Source organism: Pseudomonas sp. BF-B-15 (genome assembly GCF_019946675.1).
Taxonomy (GTDB): Bacteria; Pseudomonadota; Gammaproteobacteria; order Pseudomonadales; family Pseudomonadaceae; genus Aquipseudomonas; species Aquipseudomonas migulae.
Genome location: NZ_JAGYFZ010000067.1, coordinates 1 through 23,973, shown reverse-complemented (window position 1 = coordinate 23,973; position 23,973 = coordinate 1). Strand labels below are relative to the sequence as shown.

The following is a 23,973-nucleotide window of genomic DNA, read 5'->3' as shown; positions in this document are numbered from 1 at the left end:
TGCGCCAGCGCCGACTGTCAGTGCCAAGGGTGCTTCTGCTCCCACTTCCAGGCGTGCGTCACGATGTCTTCAAGCGAGGCAAATTGAGTTTGCCAGCCCAGTATTGCGTTGGCCTTTCGAGGGTCGGCCACCAGCCGTGGCGGGTCGCCGGCACGGCGGGGCGCGTCACTGACGCAGAAGTCCTGGCCGGTGACGCGACGCACAGTGTCTATCACTTCCTGTACTGAAAACCCTTGGCCGTTACCGAGGTTGAACGCCGTGCTTGCGCCACCGGCCAGCAGATAATCCACGGCAAGTGCGTGAGCGGCAACGAGATCGACCACGTGGACGTAGTCGCGAATACAGGTGCCGTCCGGCGTGTCGTAATCCCGACCAAACACGGTGATGGATTCGCGTCGGCCCGAGGCCGCTTGCAGGATCAGTGGCAGCAGGTGGGTTTCCGGTTCATGGCGTTCACCCAGCTGTCCTTCAGGGTCGGCGCCGGCGGCATTGAAGTAGCGCAGGCACACTGATTTAAGACCGTAGGCGCGGTCGAAGTCTTCCAGTATCTGCTCCACCATCCACTTGCTGCGGCCATAAGGGTTGATGGCGGCCTTGGGATGTTCTTCGTCGATGGGCACGTATACCGGGTCACCATAGACGGCGGCGGTCGAGGAAAAAACCAAGTGTTTGACCTTCGCGCGCACCATGGCTTGTAGCAGCGTCAGCGTAGCGGCGAGGTTGTTCCGGTAATACTTGGCTGGCTCGGTGACGGATTCGCCGACCTGGATAAATGAAGCGAAGTGGAACACCGCATCAAAATGTTCAGCAGCAAAAACATCGTCCAGGGCTTGCGCGTCGGCGATGTCCAGTTCGACCAGCTTTCCGCCCGGCAAGGCGCTGCGGTAGCCGGTGGAAAAATTGTCTGCCACCACCAGCTCGTGACCCGCACGCAGCAATTGTTTCACCATGTGCGAGCCGATGTAGCCTGCGCCGCCAATCACCAAAAACTTCATCCTGACCTCCTGGAAACTGTTCCTGTGCAAGCGGATTGCAGCGTCAGCGAGTGGCGTTTTTTCTCAAAAACAACCAATTGGACGCCTGCAGGTCGTCGAACTTGATCGTATAGCGTCCATCCACATAGGTTGCGGGCAGTTTCTTCATTTGTGCGAGCGTGCCGTTAGTAAAGAGCGTCAGGCCAGGCGGTGCCTGGAGGCTCAGCGTGCCCTCCAGAGGCTCCACATAAAATGGTGTTTTGTCGTCTTCCTTGGGGATGGCGCGGGTGCCCAATGAAATCAGCAAATCCTTCGATTGTGCGACGGGTGCGTTGTCCAGACTCTGCACCACCACACTGGCATTCGCCGTTTTCACTTGCACCTTGATGTTCCCGAGGCTGATCGATTCGCCGCCGATCCAGCCGGTGACAGCCTGGGTACGGGGTGTATCGATGGTGTAGATGCCTTGTTTCCAGTTGCGCTTGAGCTCGCCCGTATCCGTCGTGGACTCGCTGGCATTGGCGTCCAGCAACGACTGGTCAGGGTCATGAAACACCTTGGCAGTGCTCGGGATAATGCCCGGCTGCAACCAGGCCAGTTCCGGCGTTTGTGGCATGGCGATTTGCAGCTTGCCTATCTCCATCGCCGTGCGCAGCAGTGCAGAATTGGCCGGTGACACGGGTTTGTTGAACAGGGTGTCGGGCGTCGGTGCGAAGACGTACGTCGTGTTGGCTTCGCTGACGTCACCGCGACGATAGAGCAAGGCGGCGGCGGGCAGGGTGGCCAGCATGGCGGGGTCGTTGTAGGCGTGCCAGTTATCGGCCGTTACCCAGTCGCCGTCGAATGATTGCTGGCTGTAGGCATATTGCATCAGCGCGTCCCAGCCTTGGTGGCTGGCGGTGCCGGCGACATAGAGTGGCAACGAGTGGCGGTCGGGTGTCGGGAATGGTTCGTTGTTCCACTCGGTGACGGTCAGGGGTTTGCCTGTCACCTGGCCGGCGGCGATCCAGTCGATGATGCCGTCGGAGGTGAGCGGGTTTTTCTCCAGCTGGCCCGCGCCGCCGTAGCTGTGAACGTCGATGACATCACCGCTGGTCAAGGCCGGCAATGAGCTCAGGCCGTCACCTCCCCAACTGCTGGTGGTGGCAATGGGCACCTTCACGCCGAGGTCGCGCAGATGCTGAATCATCTCTACGTTGAAACGCTGTTCCAGATCGTTAAGGAACAGTTTGGAGGGGCCATGCTCCCACGAACGCCAGGTCAGTCCTTGCGATAGATTGTGCTGGCTGGCAAAGACATCGGCCTGGTTTTTGTAGAGCTTCCAGTGCTTGGGAACTCCCTTGTCTCGCAACAGGGCATTGCCGAAGTGTTGAGTGACGTCGTTTTCGTTGGTGATCAGGACGGCGGCGATTGCCGGCTCGTCTTTGTAGGCGAGGCCGGTAAAGGGATTTACATGGGTCATGTAGGCTTCGGTGAAGCGTTTCATGGCCTGCTGAATGGTGATGTTTACATACGCGTAACCCTTGAGGCTGGCATTGTTCTGCTCATTTTTTGGCAGCTCATCGAAGGCAAAAATGTTGTCCTTCGGCATAAGGGCTCGCTCGACGTGCATGTCGAGCCAGACATAAATACCTTCGTCTTTCAGGCACTTGATCCACCAGTCGATTTTTTTCAGCGACTGCGCGCTGAGTTGCTGAGTGTCATGCGTGAGGTCGCGCTCGCCAAAAATGTTCGGGCTGACCCAGGGTGAGTCATGGTGGTGCAGTCGCACGAGGTTGAAACCGAGTGCCGACAGGCGTTTGGCTTGCTGCTTGATTGCATCGTCGGACGTTTGGAACAGCGCGTAGGACGTGATGTTGGTGCCCCAGAAACGCGCCGGGGTGTTGTCGGCGAACATCAGCTGCTCGCCGGACGCTTTGACGAAACCGCGCTTGCCCGCAGGTTTTTCGCCAGCATTGAGAAACGACAGATCGACCGGTGAGGTTTTTATGTCGATGTTGTCGTTCGGCCAACGTGTCGGGTCCGTCAGGCCAAAGCGCTCGGTCAGGGTCGGGCCGAGTGTCACGTCACCCGAGACGCTCAAGGTGGCTTTGATGTTTTGCTGGCCGGGCCTGATCGTGCTTTTGTAGAAAAAAGCGCGCACCTCGGATCGGTCGCCGGGTTCAAAATAGACACTCGCCAGTGCCGGCTCAAAACGCATCTCGATGCGTCGTCCTTGTGCGTTTTCCCAGGCCCAGCCGCTGTTGTCGGGGAGCAGCACCGGTTCGCCCATTTCTGCCGCGAACAGTGCCGGGTCAAACTTGAAGACGATGCCCCCGCCCATTACACCCGACTTCGTGCTGTGCGCATCGAGGGCAAAGTTCCAGGTCAGCTTTTGCTCGCCGTCCTTTTGAATCTGCGCCGTCAAGTCGAAGTCCAGGTCTTTGTTCTGGCCTTCCAGGGAGTAACTGTGGGGGGCGTTTGCCTTGAACCGGGACGCAAAATACAACCACTCCCAGTTGCTTCCCCAGAAGGTGAATGTCGATGCCAAGACGGGGCTGCCACCGCGTGTCAGCATCGGCAGGCCGCTGCGCTCATCCACGCTCGCGACCCAGTCCGACGCCCAGCTCCTGAACGGCCAGATGGCAACGCACAGGAGCGCGATGAGCAGCAGAGGTGTGCGGCGAAACAAGCTGGGCATTGGCATTACCGGAGTTGAGGATGGGCACTTACAGCGGTTGCACGTGAGGTTTGCCTGAGCTTGCGAACCATCTGGACATAGGCAACGCCCAGCCCGGCCACCGACCAATACACCACGGGGATTACCGTGATGCTGCTGACGGTAACGATGGTCACCAATATGCCCGCCAGCGTCGCGAAGAGTGCACGCCCCAGTCGGCGCGTCTCATCGTCCTTGTCGGAGAAAGAACGCATTGCCTTGCGCAGACCGAAGAGCACCGTGGCGAAAAAAGCCACGAACAGTGTCAGCCCGATCAACCCGACCTGCAGCGCCACGTTGATGTAGGTGTTCACGATATCGATGATGCCCTGGCCCTGAATCATGGACTGCATTTCCGGCGTGTTGCGGAAGTCGAAAGCGCCGAACAAGGGGTTGCGCTGGATCACGATCATTGCGTTATCGATCAAGCGTTGCCGGTACGTGATGTTCTCTACTTCGATCGTGCCTAAGAACGGTAGCAGGTCCAGCACTTTTTGCCCGCCAGGCACGACCGCCAGCAAGGACAGGGCGAGCACGCCGACCAACGCCAGCAGAATCAGGCGTTTGAAAGCGCTGCGGCCGGTGGCGATGAAGGTTGCGATCATGACGGTGGCCCCGATCCACGGGCCGCGCGACAGCGGTGCAAACAACCCGCCGGCCAGCAGCAGTGCGCCGAGGCGGCGCTGGAACTTGCTGCGCACGTTTTCCTGCAGATACATATAAAAGCCGATGGCTGTGCTGATCACGAAGCCCAGCGCAATCGCCTGGCCGGTCGTGGCGCTGGCGCGCAATGAACCGCCACGGTTCAGGTATCCGGACATTTCCCATTGCATGCCCAAGGCATCGATCAACGCGCTGTACAGCAGCCAGCTGCGGGCAAATTCGAACAGGCCAATAATCGACAACACCATGGAGGCGAGGACAAAGGCCAACAGTGCGTCCTTGAAGTCGCTGAGGTTTTTCAGTGCCCGGCTGGCCACGTAGTACGGCAGAAAAACTTCGATGAACATGTAGAGCACTTGGCGCAAGGTGTCGGTGGGCGTGGTTTCGCGCAGCAATAGCAGGCTCGCCAGCAGGATGTTGGCGGCCAACAGTTTGTCAGGCCAGGTCCGCCCGAATGCCAGCGTGTCTGCACGCTGGCGCAGCACAAAAAACGCCGGCAGCAAAACGCACAAGGACAGCAGGCGAATATGGTTGAGATCGAAAAAGTAGTTGATCACGCCCAAGCCTGGAATCTGCGCCGAGGCCGGCGGGACCAGAAACAGCAGAAAGAAGAACAGCGCGATGGGGTTGCGCTCGCGTTTTCCCGCGACGGTCATGATGACGGCGGCAACGGCTGCATACACCCAGAAGCTTTGCGAGACGAAGACCAGGAGCGTCAACACGAACCACAGATTGCGGCGACGCGTGAAGTCGCTGTAGGGGATAAGGTCAGCTGCAGCCCGGCGTGAAAGGGTAAAAACGATGCCGGCCAGAACCAGAATGACGGTTAACGCGCGTAAGTGCTCAGGCATGAGTTTTTAAACTTATTGAGTGGTGAGCGAAGCATAGTGGATTGCCTGATTGCGGCTATAGTAACGTTCGTGCCACAGAGTCCGGGATTGATGTTATGCCTTCAGTTGATTTATCGCCATCGTTGAGCCTGCGCAAGCGAGCGATATTCGCCGGAGCATGGAATCTCGGAGCACTTGTCACCTCTCAAGCCGTGCGCCTGGGCGGCAACCTGATCATGGCTCGCCTGCTGATGCCGGAGATGTTCGGCATCATGATTATCGCTACCACCGTTTCGGTCGTTATCCATTTGCTTTCCGATGTGGGCTTGCGCCAGAACATCATCCAGAGCCCGCGTGGTGACGATCCGGTATTTCTCAATACCGTCTGGACCGTGCAGATCGTGCGCGGTTTTATCCTTTTTGCCTTGACGCTTCTGATTGCAGGCCTGGCCTGGTTTGCGCAGGTCATCAATCTGTGGTCGCCTGGATCCACCTATGCCGCACCGGAGTTGCCGCTGGTGTTGGCCGTTACTGGCTTGTCCGCGCTCATCTATGGTTTTCAGTCGACAAAGGTCGACGTGGCCGTTCGTGCATTCCAGCAAAAGAAAGTCGTGCTCGCCGAGTTTGCGTCCCAGATTTCCGGCCTGCTGGTGATGCTGGTTATCGGCTACTTCACCCGGTCTATCTGGTCGCTGGTGGGGGCGGGTCTGGTTTCCGCCCTGGTCAGTCTGCTTCTGGGGCATTTCTGGTTTAAGGGCCCGCATAACCATCTGCAGTGGGATCGCAGTGCGCTCCAGGAGCTGGTCGTCTTCGGGCGCTGGATATTGTTGTCGTCGGCAGTGGGCGTATTGGCCATGAATGGCGATCGCATCTGGTTCGGCGGCAGCATGTCGGCCGCCGAACTGGGTGTTTATTCCATTGCCGTGCTGATTCTGGGGGCTATTACTCTCGGCGCGCAGAGGCTGGTTGGCGCCGTGGCGTTGCCAGCTTTCAGCGAGGCGGCAAGAAGCAATGACACCGTACGGCTGCGCGCTTTGTATGACCGCTTCAGACTGATTATCGACATCGCCTTGCTGTTTATTTGCGGGCTGTTGTGGGTCATCAGCCCTCTCATCATTCACTGGTTATATGATGAGCGTTATGCCGAGGCCGGCAACATGATGGCCGTGCTCTCACTGTCTTTCTTCATCTTGCGCTATGGCGTGGCGCATCAAGCCTGGCTTGCCTTGGGGCTCACGAAGTACCAGGCCATGGATAACATTATTCGCGCCATCTCGTTATGGGTGTTACTGCCGCTGCTGCTGGCCGTTGGCGGCGTGAAATATGCAATTTGGGGTGTCGCGCTGCATACGTTTCCTACACTTGTGCTAATTGTTTATGTGAACCGTCGTGTGGGGCTGTTCAATCTCAAACGAGAGCTGGCTGTACTGCCAATGGTGCTGGTAGGCGTCGGGTTTGGGGAGTTAGTGTTGGGCCTTGCCAATTGGCTTTGACTTGATTCAAGTCTTTTGCAGTCTTCAATTTCAATGTCGGGGAGCTTGAAGCATGAGTGAACTTGATTTGAATATCTCCGCGATGGGGCGCAGAGAACTCCTCCAGGCGTTCGCTCTATTAAGTCTGGGGGGGATGACATTTGGACTGCCCTCGCTCCTTGCTTCGCCTTCTTCTGAAAAAAGCGGGTTTGTCGTCGTCAACGGCTGGGTGTTGCCGGCCCAGTATTTTCGGCAAACGCGAACATGATCAAAGATTACCAATCGCAGAAAGAACTCCGCGATCATTATGACTTCTGCATCATCGGGGCCGGGCCGGCGGGCATCACGCTGGCGTTGCGCCTGGCCGGGAATGGTCGGCACGTGTTGCTGATCGAGGGCGGGGGGCACGAGTATTCGCAGCCCTCGCAAACCCTTTATGACTGCCCCTCGACAGGCCTGGATGTCTACGCACATGAAACACGCCTGCGCTTTCTCGGCGGCACGTCCAACCACTGGGCGGGGCGTTGCCGTCCCTTCGAGAAGTCAGACTTCGAAATGGCTCCTCCGGTCAAACTGCCCGGCTGGCCCATAGCGTTTTCCGAGATCGAGCGTTATCTGCCAGCGGCCATGGCTATTGTGGATCTTCCGACGGATTCCGGATTCAAGGCCATTAATGCGTCCATGGATGGCAACGACTTTGACGCGGATCGTTTCCTGCTGAGCCCGCCGACACGATTTGCACAAAAATACGCCAAGGAACTTCAAGAGACCGAGGGGCTTGATGTCTTCATCAATTGCAACTGTGTCGATCTTGAGTTCGATGCCAAGACCGGCCGCATAGCCACCATCGTTGTGTCAGATTACGAGATGCACCGGGAACGAGTGAAGGCAAAGCAATTCATTCTGGCGACGGGCGCCATCGAGAATGCCCGGCAGCTGATGAACAGCGAGTCCCTGGCATCCGCCGGCATTGTCAGCAAGGACGGTTTCGTCGGCAGATGTTTCATGGAACACCTGAACCTCGAGCTGGGCACCTTCATTCTGGGGGAGGGGCAGAGTACCGAGCCTCGGCAATATTTCACCACCGATGCGTTTGTCGCGCACTTTCAGTCAGGTAAAGGGAACGTTTCTGCTGCGCTGCTGGCGGAGGTCAAAGCCTATGGGCGAACAGCGGCCATCAAGGGTTTTCTGGAGACCCTCGTCTGCGACGTCGGAATGGGGCACAAGATCGATTTCATTACGAACTTCAATTGCCCTGGCGACGGGGTGATTACCACCCTCATCGAACAATTTCCCAACCTTAACAGCCGCGTCAATTTGCTCGAGGCGCGAGATGTCTTGGGGATGCGCAAGGTCAACATCAACTGGGAGCTGGTCCTCGAAGACAGGCATACCATCAAATCGATAGGGCTGGAGGTGGCGAAGTGTTTTGCCGAAACGGGGTTGGGCTTCGTCAAGCTGCATGAGTACGTGTATGACGTCTCTGTGCCACTGAAAGTGACGCCCCATGCTCATCATATGGGGACTACACGGATGGCCTCGGCGCCTGAGTCCGGTGTGGTCGACGAGAACTGCAAAGTGTTCGGCACCGAGAATCTTTACGTGGCGGGCAGCAGTGTCTTTCCTACAGCCGGTGCGAGCAATCCGACCATGCCGCTTTTACAGCTTACCCTGAGGCTGGCAGATCATCTCAATCATCAAGAGGGCCCGGCGGGCAGATATTCCTGATACTACAATCAAAAAAACCGGGGTGTACCTGGCTCTGGCACGGATGAACATCGCAGGATTTGTGAGGCTGACAGGATGATAGGGCTGGCAAGACGTGCTGTAAGTTATTACGTCAACAAAACGGGGCGGGGACGCTGGCTCTTTAAACGGTTTTGTAATCCTGACGGGTTCGAGTGGGCTCGATATCTGGCGCGCTGGGGATCACTGCATTCCGTCGGCAGCAATGTGTGGATCAATGTCGGGTGCAATATCGCTGACCCTTCGCTGGTGCGCCTCGGCAACAACATCGCTTTAGCGGATTGCACGCTGTTCTGCCACGATGGTGCCGTTTTCTTCTCCACTATCTACAACGTAAAACTCGATGCTGTCGGACCTGTCGACATCCGTGACAACTGCTTTGTCGGGCATGCTGCGATCATCATGCCGTGTGTGACCGTAGGTCCGGGCTCAATTGTCGCCGCAGGTGCTGTTGTCAGGAAAGATGTTCCGCCTGGTGTCGTGGTCGCGGGCAATCCAGCGAGGGTCATTTGTACCGTTGACGAGCTGATGAAAAAATTCGAGACGCGCTGCAACGACTATCCGTGGATGGACCTGATCAGAGAACGCAACGGTGCCTATGATCCAGGCGTGGAGCCGGCGCTGATGGCCATGCGAGTGCAGTACTTTTTTGGCGAGTCACCCAAATGATCAATACGCCCCTTGATGTGCTGGTCGTCAACTACAACACAGCGAAGCTGTTGCAGCCGATGTTTGATGCATTGCGCCAGTCAAACAGTGCGGATCTGACGCGCTACTTGATGGTGGACAATGCCTCTGCCGACAATTCGCTGGAGTGTCTGGCCTCCATTTGCCCGGAGGCGTTGCTGCTGGCCAATGACAAAAATGTGGGCTTTGGCCGTGCCAACAATCAGTTGGTTGAACACTTGCAGGGCAAGTACGCGTTACTCCTCAATACCGATGCCTTCGTTGCCGCCGACACCCTGAACAAAACCCTCGAATACATGGAGGCTCATCCTGATTGCGGCGTGCTTGGCGTTCGGTTGGTCGGACGCGAAGGCGACTTGCAACCCTCCTGCCGCTATTTCCCCACGCCGTTGAATGTCTTCCTTTCCCGTGCAGGGCTTGAACGCTTTTTCCCGGTGGTGAAGCGGGTCGACGACATGGAATGGGATCACGACTCGGTCCGTGAATGCGACTGGGTGCCCGGGTGCTATTACCTGATTCGCCGGGAAGTCATCGACCAGGTGGGCTTGTTCGACCCGCGCTACTTCCTTTACTACGAGGAAGTTGACCACTGCAAACGCGTCAAACAGGCCGGTTGGAAGGTGGTTTTTTACCCGCATACCACGGTGGTACATATCGGTGGTGAAAGCGCCAAAACGGTGGTTGAACTCAACGCGGTCAGTCGGCAAATACCCAGGATGCAAATCGAAAGCGAGCTGTTGTACTTCCGCAAGCACCACGGCCTGCTGGGGTTGGGCTGGCATATGTTCCTGGTTTGCCTGGGGGATCTGATTCTGGCGCTCAAGGCGCTGCTCAAAGGTCGTGGCCGAGCCGCCATCGCGGCGTGCTGGCAGCATACGCGTGCCACTTGGGCGCTGCTGCGTGAAACCCGACTCGCTACCCAACCCACACGGTAGGTCAATCAATGTTCGAGAATATACGGGCGGACTTGCGTGCCTATGGTGGTGATTGGGGCGCTCAGGGATTCTGGGTCATGCTGGTTTATCGCTTTGGGCGCTGGCGCTACGGTGTGCGCCCGGCACTGCTGCGTAAACTGCTCTCCTTTATCTATAAAGTGCTCTTCAAACTGGTGCAGATCATGACGGGCATCGAGTTGCCCTGTGAAGTCGTGGTCGGGCGCAACTTCGTCATCGATCATTTCGGCGGCATTGTGATCAGTGGCTATGCGCAGTTTGGCGATGATTGCCGGATCCGCAATGGCGTCGTCGTAGGCCTGAAGAATGTGAACGAGCCGATTGCCCCGGTGATTGGCAATAATGTGGATATCGGCACCGGGGCCAAGGTATTGGGCAACATCCGCATTGGTAACAATGTCGTGATCGGCGCCAACGCCGTGGTACTGACCGACGTACCCGACGACTCGGTGGCCGTGGGTGTGCCCGCGACCATCAAGAAAAGGAAGTCAGTAGAAACAGAGGAGTACTCATGAGTTATCCGAAGGCCTGTTTCGATGGCGGCGCTGAGTGAGCGTCATGACTACCGGCATGGGTGTCGTTGTGATCGGTCGTAATGAAGGACTGCGGTTGCAGCGTTGCCTGGCGTCGCTGGTTGATGCCGTGCAGCAGGTCGTTTATGTCGACTCCGGCTCAACCGATGGTTCGGTGCCAATGGCGCAGGCGCTTGGTGTCGAGGTGGTCGAGCTGGATATGAGCATCCCCTTTACCGCTGCACGCGCGCGCAATGAAGGATTTGCCAGCGTGCAACGCGTGTTGCCTTCGCTGCGTCATGTGCAGTTCGTCGATGGTGATTGCGAGGTCGTCGGCGGCTGGCTGCCAAAGGCGCAAGCCTTTCTGGATGCGCACCCTGAGGTGGCGGTGGTGTGTGGGCGGCGCCGTGAACGCTTTCCTCAGCATTCGATTTACAACCTGTTGTGCGATCTCGAATGGGACACGCCGATAGGCGAGGCCAAGGCCTGCGGGGGCGATGCGTTGATGCGGGCTGACGCCTTCGCCGATGTGTCGGGGTTTCGCCCGGATCTGATTGCCGGGGAAGAGCCCGAGTTGTGTGTGCGGCTGCGTGCCAAGGGCTGGAAAGTCTGGCGTCTGCCTGAGGAAATGACCCTGCACGATGCGACCATGACCCGGTTCGGCCAATGGTGGAAGCGAACCCTGCGCGGCGGCTACGCTTTTGCCGAAGGTGCTTATTTGCATGGGGCGGCCCCCGAGCAGCATTGGCTGCGTGAGTCACGCCGCGCCTGGTTCTGGGGCCTGGGCATTCCGCTGGCAACTGTTCTCGCCAGCCTGGTGCTGGGAGGGGCTGGCCTGCTGTTGTTGCTGGTCTACCCATTGCAGGTCGTGCGCCTGGCCCGTCGGGGTTCGGGATCCGCGCGGGAAAACTGGTTGCAGGCATTCTTTCTGGTGCTGGGAAAATTTCCCGAGATGCTGGGGCAATTGAAGTTTCTTTTGAACAGGTTCGGCGCTCGCAAGTCCGCGTTGATCGAATACAAGTGAGACTTAAATGAATAACTGGCAACTGCTGAAAAACGCGTTTTCTTTACACGCTGGTTATTCATTGAGAGCCGTGAAAAACAAGCTCGAATTAATGATTTTAGTGGCGAAGAACTGGGCTGACCTCAAGCTGTTCACGGGGCGCATGTCGAACGCTTTGGGCAGCGCCGGTTTTGCGAAGTTGGGCGGGGATTGTGTGGGGGTCGTTCATTGGCCCTACATCAGCAAAAGCTGGAACCCTCAGGACCGACTGAGTGTGTTGGCCTCGCACTATGAAGTGGTGACGAAAAGCTGCCCGCAGCTATTGCTGTTTGGTCGAAGTGAAAGTCTGGTGTTGAGTGACTTGTCGGCCTTCGCTGCCGATTGTTCCCTGGTGCTGGATCGACCCATTTGGTTTATGCGTGAAGGCGAGCTGGTATTGAACCTGTTTCAGGGTGATTTACGCATTGCATCGATTGCGTTCACCTTGTGTTGCACCGAGGGTGAGCTGTGTATTTTCATCGGTGCCGTGCAAGGGATTCACAAAGGGGTAGAGAGCGAACGCTCCCTGGACATTTACCGGGAGCTGACAAAAAGTTTCGAAGGTCTTCGGCCACGAAGCTTTCTGATTGAAGTCATCAAATACATCGCGACCCGGATTGGCGTTGAAAGGATCTACGCAGTAAGCGATGGGTTTCGTCATCACCGACACGCCTATTTTGGTGCTGAAAAAACCCAGGACCTGGCGGCCAATTACGATGTGATCTGGCTGGAACATGGCGCGACGCCGTCAGCGCGGGAAGACTTCTTTGAAATCCCCATGGCCCCGTCGAGCAAACCGCTTGAGAGTATCGCTTCGAAAAAACGCGCCATGTACCGCAGGCGTTATGAGTTGCTGGAGGACACGTTCAAAAAGATAGACGGCGTGTTGATTGGCAGTTATAGCCACCCGCGTGGGGCTGATTGAGGTTCCAGGCCACTGAACTACCGTGGGATGCCCCGCTGTAATCATTCACCGCAACGACAGCCAAGCTTGGTGCTTATGCGTATCGCTTATTTCATCAATCAATACCCCAAAGTCAGCCATAGCTTCATTCGTCGCGAGATTCTGGCATTGGAGCGTCAGGGCTTTGAAGTGCAGCGCATTGCCCTGCGCGGCTGGGATGCGCAGTTGGTGGATGCCGAGGACGTGTCCGAACAAGCCCAGACCCACTATGTGTTGCAGGGCGGAGTCAAAGCGCTGGCAGGGCCGGTGCTGCAAGTGCTGCGCGCTCAGCCGCGACGCTTTTTTTCGACGCTGTGGCTGGCGTTGCGCATGGGCCTGCGTGCCGATCGGCCGTGGCCGTACCATGTGATCTATTTGTTCGAGGCGTGCCGGTTGTTGTCCTGGTTGCAAGCGTTCGGTGCCAGGCATGTGCATGCGCATTTCGGCACCAATTCAACCGAGGTGGTGATGTTGGCCCGTGCGCTCGGCGGGCCTGCGTACAGCTTTACCGTGCACGGCCCGGAAGAGTTCGACAAACCACAATTTATCCATCTGGGCGAGAAAGTCCGGCGCGCGGCGTTTGTCGCAGCGATCAGTTCCTATGGGCGCAGCCAGTTGTTTCGCTGGGTTGAGCATGCGCATTGGGAAAAGGTCAAGGTGGTTCACTGCGGCCTGGAGCGGGCGTTTCATGAGGTGCCGGCTGTCGCTGTGCCGTCTGTGCCACGGTTGGTGTGCGTGGGGCGCTTGTGCGAGCAGAAGGGGCAACTGTTGTTGCTTGAGGCAGCGCGAAAACTGGCGGCGCAAGGCGTGGTGTTCGAGATCGTACTGGCCGGCGACGGGGAAATGCGTGCAGAGATCGAAACCCTGATTGCACGGCATGGCTTGCAGGCGCAGGTGCGCATTACCGGCTGGATCAGCAGCGATCAGGTGCGGGCGCAAATCCTGGCGGCGCGGGCCCTGGTGTTGCCGAGCTTCGGCGAGGGCTTGCCGGTGGTCATCATGGAAGCCATGGCCTTGCGCCGGCCCGTGCTGACGACCTACGTGGCGGGCATTCCCGAACTGGTGCGTCAGGGTGAGAACGGCTGGTTGTTTCCCGCGGGCGCCGTGGATGAGTTGGCGGTGGCGCTGGCCGACTGCCTCGCGCAACCTGTCGAGGTGTTGCAGCGGATGGGCGATGCCGCGTATCAGCGGGTGCTGGAGCGGCACGATATCGATACCGAAGCAGCCAAGCTGGCTGAATTGTTCAAGGCGCACGCATGATCACGTTACTGGGTTGGCTGTTCAGTGCACTGCTGATACTCATCGTCCTGCCGGTGTTTGTGTTGTTCGTGCAGGTGCTGCTGGCCAGCCTGCCGGTGCGATCGCTTGCACCGGCGCAAGGGTCGCGACCGAGGGTGGCGGTGCTGGTGCCGGCTCACAATGAGTCCTCGCTGATCGTCGCGACGTTGAACAGCATTCTGCCGCAACTGCTGGCGGGCGATCGCCTGGTGGTTGTCGCGGACAACTGTACTGACGACACGGCCGCGCTGGCCCGCGCCGCAGGTGCCGAGGTGGTGGAGCGCAGCAATGCTCAGCAGCGAGGCAAGGGTTATGCACTGGACTTCGGGGTGCGTTACCTGGCCAGCGATGCACCGGACGTGATGATTGTTGTCGATGCCGATTCGCGGGTGGGTAAAGGCTCGATTGAGCGTTTGGCACTGTGCTGCATCGACTCCGGGCGTCCAGCACAGGCCCTGTACTTGATGCATGCGCCGGCAGACTCCGGGTTGAAAGTGCAAATTGCCGAATTCGCCTGGTGCGTGAAGAATCAGGTGCGAGCGCAGGGATGGGCTCGACTGGGGTTGCCTTGTTCGTTGATGGGCTCGGGAATGGCGTTCGTCTGGCGGGATCTGGCGTTGATCGAATTAGCCAGTGGCCACATCGTCGAAGATTTGAAGATGGGCCTGGATTTCTGCCGAAGTGGCAAACCGCCCCTGTTTTGCCCCGGTGCGTTGGTCAGCAGTGATTTTCCGCGCAGCGACGAAGGCCTGAGCATCCAGCGCACACGCTGGGAGCATGGTCATCTCGGGGTCATCCTCAGTGATGCGCCAAGGTTGCTGTTAGAGGCTATCCGCAAAGGCAACTTGAACCTTCTGGCAATGACCGCGGATTTACTGGTCCCGCCGCTGGCCTTGCTGACGTTGCTGCTGGTGGTCGCCTTCAGCCTCTCATGGCTGGTGGTGTTGCTCGGCGGCGCGTTGGCGCCAGCCTTGATCGCGTCTTTCGGGCTCGCACTGTTGGGCGTGACTGTCTTGCTGGCATGGAGTCGGTTCGGTCGCGGGATCATCGCGTTTTCAGCCTTGTTGTATGCGCCGTTCTACGCGTTGAAGAAAATCCCGCTGTACATTGGTTTTGTGCTCAAGCGCCAGGTCGACTGGGTGCGTTCGAAGCGAGATGACACCTGATGAGCCCCTTATCCTGGCAGCAAAACTGGCAAACCATCCTGCGCAAACTCACGGTGGTTCGCGATGCTGGCGACGAACAACAATTGATTGATGCGTTGTCCCGGTCCGAGGGGACGACAGTGCTTGGATTCGTCAATGCCCATGCCATGAACCTGGTGACGGCCAACCCCGCTTATTACGACGCGCTGTCGGCGGCCGACGTGTTGTTACGGGATGGCTCCGGCATGGCCATCCTGTATCGCCGACTCGGTCTCGAACCGGGGCTGAATATGAACGGCACCGATTTCATCCCCAAATTACTGGCCGCCTACAAGGGCCGGCGCGTGGCGTTCTGGGGGACTGAAGAGACCTTTCTGGCCAACGCGGTGCGGCATTGCGAAGCGGTGTTTGCGGTCAATGTCGTCTCTGCTCACCATGGTTTTGCAGGGGTGGATGATTACGTCAACCTTGCCCGTCAGTCACTGCCGGAACTGGTGGTGCTGGGGATGGGTATGCCCAAGCAGGAAGTCGTTGCTGCGAGGCTGGCCGCCAGTGGCGTGCCATGCCTGGTGGTATGCGGTGGGGCGATCCTGGATTTTCTCGGCGGCAAGGTGACGCGTGCTCCGCAATGGGTGCGTCGCCTCGGTTGCGAGTGGGTCTTCAGGCTGCTCAGTGAGCCCAAGCGTTTATTCACTCGCTATATCGTGGGTAACCCCAAGTTTTTGTTACGCACACTCATCTGTCGAAGTTCCTGACGTAACAGGAATTTGACGTCAGTTTTAATATTCTGGCTGCCTGAAAAGCACGTCTGAAATATCTTGCAAAACTCTGCGCCAGCATCTTTACTCACCCTTGTATTACCGACTCGGTGGATGAGTTGGAGCGTTTTTTTGTTAAGGTTGGAGACGAATAAATGACGTCAGAAAATCTTGATTACAGAGAGTGAATGGCGAGTTTCTCGCAAGAAAGACAGCTGGACGTACATTCAAAAAACAGCGCACATCATATGGGTAGTTATGGTTTGCCGCATATTTTGAAAAGCGTGGTGAGCTATCGACTCTCATTTCGAGTGTTTGATCTATTGGTTTGAAAACTCAAATGAACGCTTCTTGATGTGTGCTAATAAGCAAATGAACGCATATATATCAAAACTGATACACAAGTTAATGTCGCCTTCCATGCGATTTGAGCTAAGAAAAGCGCTCGCCTGGTTACGTGACATAGCCGCGCGCGCCTGTGTTTGGCGCTGGGAAATCGCCAGGTTCAAACTGCGGGAAGACAGCCGCTACGACATTCTTTACGTGGGCAGAAAATCCCAGCGGGAATTTGTGAAGGTGCTCCTGGGGGCTGAGCCTCAGGGGGTTGATAACCTGTCGAAATCAGACCGCACGGTCGTTGTCAGTGACATGCCGACCTGGGGTGCATTGTATGTGCCGCAATACCTGAGTGCTGTCGTGCCACTGCGCAGATCCATTGATGAGATTACGGCGCGATACAACACCGAGTTACGGCGCAATCTACGCAAGAACCGGTTGCGCTACGGCATGAAGCAAGCATTGAACGATGATGAGATTGAAACGGCGGATCGGGAAATGCTTCAACCCTACGCCAGGGCCCGTCATGGCGCAGCCGCCTCGCAAATTGCATCACATGAAGTTCAGCGGGTGGCTAAAAGAGCCGGACGCCTCGATCTGGTGGTGTTGGAAGACCAGGTTGTTGCCTGCCATCTGGGGTGCGTCGTCACCCGCGCGGGTAAGCGCTATTGGAGCACCGTGCGTTTTGGCTACCCTGACGAGGTGTTTTCAGATGCCAGGAAATTACGTGAAGTCAATTCCATCACCACGTTCATGGCGCTTGAGTGGGCAATAGAAAACGGATTTGATTACTACGATATCGGGACGTGTCTGGCACGTCCGGACGACGGGCTTCTTGAGTGGAAAAGAAGGCGCGGCGGTGATGTCGATACGCTGGGAAACCATGGCTACGTGTTTGTTCGGCTGCCCAGGACCGGCGCTGCGCAGTTTCTGTGGGAGACACCACTTTTTGCTGTTGAAGGCAAACATCTGACACTTCATCTTGGAATACCCGACGGGCCAAGTGATGAAGAAGTTGCAAATCGATATCGTGAAATGGGCTTTGGGGGGCTATCCAGACTGTATCTCCATTGTTCCAGGGAGCCGGACACCGCGCTGCTCGATAACTTGCGTAGTCGCTATGCTCATTTGAAGTCGCCGCCCATTCTGCAAACTATTCTCTGCACTTGAGATATTGAAAAATAGTTGGCTGTAAATACTGTGTAATAATATTGCGCCGGGGGTGTCTATGTCGGAATTCAGCGCGTTGGCAAGTAGCGGCCCGGCGAAGTGGAGCCTGGCGGCTTATAAACACCTCTTTAAAACACGCCTTGCCCGGAAACCAGCATTAACGCTGCAAAGTATGGCGGTGAAAACCTGGGATATTGCGCCGGGTGAAGTCGCGTTTGCTCAACCCGCCTTCTTTCTTCCCAATCAACTTGAGCGTGTGACGGGATGGGAAGAGCAACTTTTTTATCCCCATGAACATCCTCGTCGCACAATGGAAGGCATCGGTCGTGTTGAACATGGACCGACCCGGGGTTATTTGCTCAAAGATGTCTGGATGATCGATGGCGCGCTCTACAAAGGAAACGCCAAATCCTGGTTGACGCCTGGCGTTGGCCGGCTGCCGGGGGTTCGCGTCGAAAACGAAATCGAGCGCGGCGCGTTGTATTGCACGGCGGGGGGCAACAAGTGGTTTGGCAGTTGGCTGACGGACGATTGCCTGACCTATTCACTGGCCTGCAACGAAGGCGTTCCAGTGACCACGGCTCCCTCCGCCAACATTGTTTCCACCGTCAGGAACGGCATCCTTCACACCCCCGGTTATGAGGACTGGCTTGGCATGAAGCCGGTTCGTTTACGTAATGCGTTTTTTCGTGAACTCGTGATCTTTGACGACATAAGCCAAAATCGCCACAAGCATCTGCGCTTCCGTGCAATGGGCGAAAAGTTGCTGTCCCACGTCAACACGAGCGCTCATCCAGGCGTGTTTATCCTGAGAGGTGGTCGCGGCGATTTACGCTTGTTGCGTAACGAAATGGAGTTGGCTGAGCGTCTGCGTGATCGTCGGGGTTTTCGCATTCTCGACCCGGCGCTGTGCGATGTTGCGACCATTGTCGCGACCTGTGCCGGTGCAAGGACCGTGATAGGGGTCGAGGGCAGTCAATTGATCCATGGGGTTAATGTATTGCCGCCGGGTGGGTCGCTGCTGGTGTTGCAACCTCCTGAGCGTTTCATCTGCTATTTCAAGTACCTGACCGATCGTGACCATCAACACTTTGGTTTTGTCGTCGGTACTCCCGCGGGCAATGGTTTTACTATCGACCCCGATGAGGTCGAGCGCACGCTGGACCTGTTTCCGTCATCGTGCTGCTCCTACAGTTTCACCACGGATTAATAGGCCTGTTTGCCGGAGAAGGCCGATACCGTCCGTAAAAGAATGATGAAGTCGAGCCAGAGCGACCAGTTGTTGATGTACTCGATGTCTGAGTCAACCCGGCGAATCATTTGTTCTACATCTTTCGTTTCACCGCGAAGGCCCCGTACCTGCGCCAGCCCGGTGATACCCGGTTTAATGTTATGTCGCGCAAAGTAGCCCGAGACATCGGGCGAGTACTGCACGTCGTGTTGAATCGCGTGTGGGCGAGGCCCCACCAGCGACATTTCGCCCATCAACACGTTGAACAATTGCGGCAGCTCATCGAGGCTGGTTTTGCGAATAAAGGCGCCCACCCTGGTCACGCGTGGATCATTCTTTTGTGCCTGCTTGACGGTGCCGTCCGACGGCTGATGGACCACCATGCTTCTGAACTTCCAGATACTGAAAACTTCGCCGCTCCACCCCATGCGTTGCTGACGAAAGAACACGGGACCGGGGCTATCGATCTTGATCGCAAGGGCAACTAACGCCAGCACTGGCGCCGCAAAAAGCAGGATCAGGAAAGCGCCGACCTTGTCTTCGAGATTCTTCAGGAACAGTCGCATCCCCATCAGCGGAGTTTCGGACAAGGTCAGCACGGGAATGCCGGCAATCTCGCGAACACTGTGGTTGATCAACTTCAAGGCGAAAATGTCAGGCACCCAGTTAACCCTGACGTGTTTGTCGAACAGGCTTAAATAAACCTTCTGGATAACTTCGGAGCCGCCCACAGGGGTCACAAAATAGACGGTACGAATGGCGTGTTTGACAACCAACTCATCAAGATCAGAGATATTGCCCAGTATCGACAGGCGTGGTGCGCCTTCCACGCCTTCCTTTGCCCAGTCATCGTCCGCGCCAATCAACACACAGCCAACGATGCGTTCACCGAGCCAGGGGTTGTTACTGATTTTCTTGTGGAGGTAGCTCGCCAGCTCGCCCGAGCCAATGATCAGCGAGTTTTCCAGTTGCGTCGGGTGGGCCAGGAATTTCTTCTGCATTTCCCGTGAGGCGAGGTGCAAAAACAACTGGGCGAAATAGCCAAGAACAAATAACTCCCCAACCAATAGCCGCGAATACCGTTCGCTGGTTTTGGTCAGGAAAGCCATGGCAACGAGAAAACCAAAGGTCGCGGTCCATGCCTTCAGAAGCTTGAAGGCTTTGACAGTGAACCCGACATTGCTGCGGTAAATGGCATAGTGGTCGTACACGACGGCCAGCGCGCCAAGCAGCAGCAAGAGCATGATGACGTAGTCTTGCGAGATGAAGCCTATGTGATAATTGATCAAGAACCACGCAACACCGGTTACCGCAACGCAATCGAGACCGGCCTGAACAACGATACTGGTACTGCTTCTTCGCTGGAGAACGGAACGGGTACTGTTAGGCTCAAATATCATCTTTAGACCTCATTTGCTTTCCCTTGCGCTCGGTGATGACGAGATTCAGGTCAACACAGCCCTCATTTTGAGAGCCTCAGCGTCACCGACAAGCTGCTCATACTTGTGACAGGTTTGCACCCTCAAATGCGTAAATCCGGTGAGACGAAGACAGGTGCTGTCACTTTAGCACCACTGTGCACACATTCATTCTATAGCTACGGATTCAGACAACATCCATAAATAAAAATGCACTCGGATACAAGGTGCCGGGCAAACCACGGAGAGACGCCTGCACGGCGTTTGCCGCAAGGTCGTCTTGTTATCGCAGAGGAGAGTTGGCGTAGCGGAAGGGCGGGGGAACGGGCCCCCGTTTTTGCAATGACGGCTTTGGTTCAAGCCGTTGTCAGTTGTTCATCCCGTCTTCAATTGCGATGCCTTGCGCACGCATTTGCTGGATCAGGCCGGCGCGGGTGCCGGGGAGGTTGAGCATGGTTTCTGCGCGCAGTGCCGCCACTTCGTCGGCGCTGTAAGGCTGATAGTCGGCCGGCGTGCTTTTGCCCGCCATCCCGTCGGCACGGATCAACCAGTTGAGCAGGTCGGCCAGTTGCGCGTTGTCCAGCGCGGACTGCGACATGCCCGGTACGCGCACGAGAAACTCGCGGCCGCCCGGCACTTTCAGAAAGTTGCCGACAAACCCCGCCATCCGGGGCGTGTCATTCGCGGCAGAACCCATGCCATTGCCCAAGTGGCAACCGGCGCATTGCAGTTGGTAGTTCACGCCAACGCTGTAACCGGCCTGAGCAATCGGTTTTTGCAGGGCTTCATTGCCCGGCGCATGCCGTTGCGCCGGGTCCGGGATGGCCCTGGCATGAACGAGCGGGGCGGTCATGGCGCAGACAAGACCGAGGATGAGCAACCTACCCATAAGCAGCACCTCCACCTGTGCAGGTAAAAAACGGACCTGTAGGAGCCAGCTTGCTGGCGATAGCGTTTTCAGAGACGCCATCGTCGGAACGCCGCCCGCAGCAAGCCGGCTCCTACAAATAGCCAACCACAATTAGGCGTTAAACCGCGACGCCACGAATGATCGAAACGGTGCAGTGGTAGATGTGCGATTTGGCGGCCAGGCACCAGTTCACATCGTTGTTGTTGAACGGGCGATAGGCCGGTTCTTCACTGTCGTTACGGGTGCAGGCGCACTGCGCACAGCTCTGCTTACCGCAGCAGTCGTTGTACGAAATGATGTAATCCTTGCCGTCGGCCGGGTTGCGGCAGGTGCCGATCCAGGTCACTTGCGACACTTCCGTGCCCGGCGGACAGGACGTCACCGACCCTCCGCAGCAGCTGCACAAAAAGCCATCGATGGAGCAGTAGCGCCAATAGTCGCAGGTGTTCGGATCGCCCGGGTCACCGGCTTTCGGGTTATCGGCGGCCAGGGCTTTGCTGGTGCGATCCAGCGGCAACAGCAGCGGCAACGCGGCGCCGGCAACCATCAGAGAACCCATGCGCGACAGCAGTTTGCGTCGTGAGGTTGTGTCGGCAACACGACGAGTCGAACGCTCAAACAACAGATCCAGCAGTTTCATGAAAGTCTCCTGCCTTATCAGTGGCTATGGCCGTGGCTGTGGTCGTGTGCATGCGGCTGGCTGTTGAGGTATTCCTGCAGCGTCGCGCTTTTCAGGTGCTCGACTTCGAACAGGCTGTCCAGGTGCTCGCGGGAATTGACCAGGCCTTTGGCGCGCAGGGTGCCGCTCTTGTCGATCAGCGCGGCGTACGGCAGCTTGCCGATCTGGTAGGTCATGCCCACTTCAGGCCCGACCACATAAGTGGCGTCTTCCAGTTTGTGTTCGGTGATCAGCTTTTGCTGGGCGTCCATGTCGCCATCGCTGATGAACACCACGTCGAGGCGATCGGCCTGTTCCTTGGCGATGGATTTGATCGCCGGCAGCAGCGACTTGCAGATCGGGCAGGTTGGCGAGAGGAAGAACAGCAGTTGCGATTTCTCGCCGGCATAGCCGAAGTTGACCGGGCGCCCTTTGCGGTCGGAGGCGGTGACCTGTGGCGCGGCTTCGTTGACCGCCACGCCCTTGTCCATCATCAACGCACCGGCCGGGGCCAGACGGCCGTGCAGCACACCAATCTGCCGGACCAGGCCCATGACGGCAAACGCCACGGCCACCAGCAGTACCCAGAGCAGAACGTTGGAAACGATTAAGCCTTCCATTGATCACCTACCAATCAGTTTGAGCAGAAGAGGGGAGTTCGCCAGCAAGCCATCGGCTGCGGCGTAAATCAGCAGCGCGACGGCGCTGGCGGCGACAGTCACGAAGCCGTCGAAAAAACCCAGGTCACGAACCACCGGCGAGACACTGGCCAGCAACGCCAGCGCCACCAGCGCGCTGTTGCGCAGCAGCAGAACCGGGCGCAGCGGTTGGGCCTGGTCCGGGCCGGCACAGCCGCAATCGATATCGCGACGGCCGCGCCACAGGTTGATGCCAATGGCCGCTGCATACAGTGCGATCAGGCTGGCGGCGCCCAACGCTGCCCAGGCACGGCTGACCGGTACCAGCAGCGCAAAGGCGATGGCCAGTTCAACCACCGGAATCACTCGTGCGACGGGGCGTACGGCCACGTCGGGCAGCAGTTGGTAGTCCGCCAGTTGCCGGGCAAAACGTGCCGGCGCGCGCACCTTGTGGGTCGCGGCACTGGCCAGCAACACCGCGATGGCGAGTGCGCTGGCAATGATGAAGATCGGATCTAAGTGCATGGCCGAACCTCGGTTAGTAGCTCATGACCTGAGTCGCGGTTTTCGCGACCTTCGCCATGCTGCCGGTGAGCGTGTTGGTCTTCAGGTCGAAGATCTGCAAACCGCCTGCAACGTCGGCGCCCAGCAGCAGCGGCTTGTCGTCGCCGGTGGCCTGCATGCTCCACACCGGAACCGGTGCCTCCAGCGTGGCGACCTTCTTGTGGGTTTTCAGATCAAACGCCCAGATCAGCGGGCTTGGGTCTTCCCACTTCATCGGTTCGTGCGCGTCGTGCATCAGCACGTACAAGCGGTTCAGCTTCGGCGCGACAGCCATAAGCTGCCAGCCGCCCGGTGCCCAGCCGGCCTTCTTTTCCTCGTCGTTGGTCAGCGACCAGGACGGCAGGATTTTCGGTGCGTCGGCCGAGAAATCCACCGGGCGCACGGTGCCCGTGGTGGTGGTGAAGTAATAGGTGTCGCCGACGTTCACCGCGCGTTCCACCAGTTTTTCCGCGTTGGGGTCAAAGAACGGCGTGCGGCTGCGTGCGGTTTCCTGGCCCTGATCGTTCAGCGTGATCACTTGCAAACTACCGTCGCCGCACAGCGAGGCGAAGCGGCGATTGCCGATCGGGTAGTTGAGCACGCAACCGGGAATCGCCAGTTCGGCGGTGACGGCTTTGGCCTGGGTGTCGACCACGGTCACCGAGGTCGACGGGGTGAAGTTGTAGACGTAGACGAAGCGGTCATCGCCGCTGGTCTTCAAACCGTAGCGTTGGGTCAGCGACTCGGCGCGCTTGTTCGGAATCAGCACTTCCCAGGCCGGCGACAGGGTCGAGCTGTCCCACGCGGTCAGCACGTCGGTGCGGGTGCCACGGGTGCCGCGCGAATACCAGATGTCGGCGCTGTAGAGGGTTTTCTGATCGTGGCTGAGCGTCGAGGGCGCAGCAAAACCAGTCGGCACCATGCCGAGCACGCGCTTTTTATCGGGGTCGACCACGGTGACACGGCCCGCCACGAAACTTTCGAATTCGACGTCGACGATAAAGGCCCGATGAACTTCCGGCGGAAATGCCAGAACGGTCTGGCCGATCGTGTCAGCGGGCAGATCCGCGCTGGCATTGTTCAAACCCAGTACCAGCAGGCTGAGACTCAGCGCTGACTGTACGGTGATCCTGGTGGCTCGCATTAGGGGGAACTCCCTGAATTATTGTTCGTGCAAATCGCAAGTGCATTGGCAGATTTTTGCAGTTCGATTCTGCCTCGCTGGCAGAAGGGGGGAATTGCTGTGGCTGCCAAGCGTTTGTGTGTCTGTGCCAGTCTCGAAAAACCGGCTGCACACACCCAAATCGCAGGCGAGAACGCAAACCTGTAGGAGCCGGCTTGCCGGCGATGGCGTCCTTGAAATCGCCA

General features: G+C 57.6%; 22 protein-coding genes. 13 read left to right on the top strand and 9 right to left on the bottom strand.

The window, feature by feature from the left end:
• Positions 1 to 17 precede the first annotated feature (17 nt).
• The 3 genes from galE to KGA97_RS20155 are packed head-to-tail and all read right to left on the bottom strand — an operon-like array spanning position 18 to position 5,186.
• Positions 18 to 995, bottom strand: coding sequence for a UDP-glucose 4-epimerase GalE (gene galE, locus KGA97_RS20165; protein WP_223481352.1), 978 nt, complete (start codon positions 993 to 995; stop codon positions 18 to 20).
• A gap of 43 nt (positions 996 to 1,038) precedes the next feature.
• Positions 1,039 to 3,654: a cellulase family glycosylhydrolase gene (locus KGA97_RS20160; RefSeq protein ID WP_207285929.1), complete on the bottom strand. Its 2,616-nt coding sequence runs from the start codon at positions 3,652 to 3,654 to the stop codon at positions 1,039 to 1,041.
• A gap of 5 nt (positions 3,655 to 3,659) precedes the next feature.
• On the bottom strand, positions 3,660 to 5,186 hold the full coding sequence (locus KGA97_RS20155) for an O-antigen ligase family protein (protein WP_223481351.1): 1,527 nt from the start codon (positions 5,184 to 5,186) through the stop codon (positions 3,660 to 3,662).
• A gap of 95 nt (positions 5,187 to 5,281) precedes the next feature.
• Between KGA97_RS20155 and KGA97_RS20150 the strand changes: the two genes are divergently transcribed.
• The 13 genes from KGA97_RS20150 (at position 5,282) to KGA97_RS20090 (ending at position 18,417) form a co-directional block, all read left to right on the top strand.
• Positions 5,282 to 6,658, top strand: a complete 1,377-nt coding sequence (locus tag KGA97_RS20150) for an oligosaccharide flippase family protein (RefSeq protein WP_008041072.1) — start codon at positions 5,282 to 5,284, stop codon at positions 6,656 to 6,658.
• Between the two features lie 52 nt (positions 6,659 to 6,710).
• Positions 6,711 to 6,905 carry a hypothetical protein gene (locus KGA97_RS20145; protein ID WP_008041073.1) on the top strand — a complete coding sequence of 65 codons (195 nt, stop codon included), beginning with the start codon at positions 6,711 to 6,713 and terminating at the stop codon, positions 6,903 to 6,905.
• Positions 6,902 to 8,365: a GMC oxidoreductase gene (locus KGA97_RS20140; RefSeq protein WP_223481350.1), complete on the top strand. Its 1,464-nt coding sequence runs from the start codon at positions 6,902 to 6,904 to the stop codon at positions 8,363 to 8,365. The genes KGA97_RS20145 and KGA97_RS20140 overlap by 4 nt, the downstream gene beginning before the upstream one ends.
• A 75-nt stretch (positions 8,366 to 8,440) precedes the next feature.
• Positions 8,441 to 9,052, top strand: coding sequence for an acyltransferase (locus KGA97_RS20135; RefSeq protein WP_008041075.1), 612 nt, complete (start codon positions 8,441 to 8,443; stop codon positions 9,050 to 9,052).
• Positions 9,049 to 10,005 (top strand): glycosyltransferase family 2 protein, encoded by a 957-nt coding sequence (locus KGA97_RS20130; protein ID WP_008041076.1) that lies wholly within the window; start codon positions 9,049 to 9,051, stop codon positions 10,003 to 10,005. The genes KGA97_RS20135 and KGA97_RS20130 overlap by 4 nt, the downstream gene beginning before the upstream one ends.
• An 8-nt stretch (positions 10,006 to 10,013) precedes the next feature.
• Positions 10,014 to 10,538 carry a serine O-acetyltransferase gene (locus KGA97_RS20125; protein WP_008033928.1) on the top strand — a complete coding sequence of 175 codons (525 nt, stop codon included), beginning with the start codon at positions 10,014 to 10,016 and terminating at the stop codon, positions 10,536 to 10,538.
• A 43-nt stretch (positions 10,539 to 10,581) separates the two neighbouring features.
• Positions 10,582 to 11,559 carry a glycosyltransferase family 2 protein gene (locus KGA97_RS20120; RefSeq protein ID WP_223481357.1) on the top strand — a complete coding sequence of 326 codons (978 nt, stop codon included), beginning with the start codon at positions 10,582 to 10,584 and terminating at the stop codon, positions 11,557 to 11,559.
• A gap of 7 nt (positions 11,560 to 11,566) precedes the next feature.
• Positions 11,567 to 12,502, top strand: a complete 936-nt coding sequence (locus KGA97_RS20115) for a DUF535 family protein (protein ID WP_223481349.1) — start codon at positions 11,567 to 11,569, stop codon at positions 12,500 to 12,502.
• A 75-nt stretch (positions 12,503 to 12,577) separates the two neighbouring features.
• On the top strand, positions 12,578 to 13,780 hold the full coding sequence (locus KGA97_RS20110) for a glycosyltransferase (RefSeq protein ID WP_223481348.1): 1,203 nt from the start codon (positions 12,578 to 12,580) through the stop codon (positions 13,778 to 13,780).
• Positions 13,777 to 14,964 carry a glycosyltransferase family 2 protein gene (locus tag KGA97_RS20105; protein ID WP_223481347.1) on the top strand — a complete coding sequence of 396 codons (1,188 nt, stop codon included), beginning with the start codon at positions 13,777 to 13,779 and terminating at the stop codon, positions 14,962 to 14,964. The genes KGA97_RS20110 and KGA97_RS20105 overlap by 4 nt, the downstream gene beginning before the upstream one ends.
• On the top strand, positions 14,964 to 15,698 hold the full coding sequence (locus KGA97_RS20100; protein WP_223481346.1) for a WecB/TagA/CpsF family glycosyltransferase: 735 nt from the start codon (positions 14,964 to 14,966) through the stop codon (positions 15,696 to 15,698). The genes KGA97_RS20105 and KGA97_RS20100 overlap by 1 nt, the downstream gene beginning before the upstream one ends.
• A 375-nt stretch (positions 15,699 to 16,073) precedes the next feature.
• Positions 16,074 to 17,207: a hypothetical protein gene (locus KGA97_RS20095; RefSeq protein ID WP_223481356.1), complete on the top strand. Its 1,134-nt coding sequence runs from the start codon at positions 16,074 to 16,076 to the stop codon at positions 17,205 to 17,207.
• A gap of 58 nt (positions 17,208 to 17,265) precedes the next feature.
• The gene (locus KGA97_RS20090) at positions 17,266 to 18,417 is read left to right on the top strand and encodes a glycosyltransferase 61 family protein (RefSeq protein WP_223481345.1); all 1,152 of its coding nucleotides are present in this window, start codon (positions 17,266 to 17,268) and stop codon (positions 18,415 to 18,417) included.
• Here the strand turns inward: KGA97_RS20090 and KGA97_RS20085 are convergent.
• The 6 genes from KGA97_RS20085 to KGA97_RS20060 form a co-directional block, all read right to left on the bottom strand.
• Positions 18,414 to 19,838 (bottom strand): undecaprenyl-phosphate glucose phosphotransferase, encoded by a 1,425-nt coding sequence (locus KGA97_RS20085; protein WP_008041091.1) that lies wholly within the window; start codon positions 19,836 to 19,838, stop codon positions 18,414 to 18,416. The two genes, KGA97_RS20090 and KGA97_RS20085, sit on opposite strands and share 4 nt — an antisense overlap.
• A gap of 385 nt (positions 19,839 to 20,223) precedes the next feature.
• Positions 20,224 to 20,745, bottom strand: coding sequence for a hypothetical protein (locus KGA97_RS20080; RefSeq protein ID WP_008041092.1), 522 nt, complete (start codon positions 20,743 to 20,745; stop codon positions 20,224 to 20,226).
• A 139-nt stretch (positions 20,746 to 20,884) separates the two neighbouring features.
• A complete protein-coding gene (locus KGA97_RS20075; protein ID WP_008033908.1) occupies positions 20,885 to 21,406 on the bottom strand; it encodes a methylamine dehydrogenase light chain in 522 nt (173 codons plus the stop codon).
• Between the two features lie 17 nt (positions 21,407 to 21,423).
• On the bottom strand, positions 21,424 to 22,044 hold the full coding sequence (mauD, locus tag KGA97_RS20070; protein ID WP_008041094.1) for a methylamine dehydrogenase accessory protein MauD: 621 nt from the start codon (positions 22,042 to 22,044) through the stop codon (positions 21,424 to 21,426).
• Positions 22,045 to 22,047: 3 nt separating this feature from the next.
• Positions 22,048 to 22,587: a MauE/DoxX family redox-associated membrane protein gene (locus KGA97_RS20065; protein WP_192229051.1), complete on the bottom strand. Its 540-nt coding sequence runs from the start codon at positions 22,585 to 22,587 to the stop codon at positions 22,048 to 22,050.
• A 13-nt stretch (positions 22,588 to 22,600) separates the two neighbouring features.
• The gene (locus KGA97_RS20060) at positions 22,601 to 23,749 is read right to left on the bottom strand and encodes an amine dehydrogenase large subunit (RefSeq protein ID WP_008041113.1); all 1,149 of its coding nucleotides are present in this window, start codon (positions 23,747 to 23,749) and stop codon (positions 22,601 to 22,603) included.
• Positions 23,750 to 23,973 lie beyond the last annotated feature (224 nt).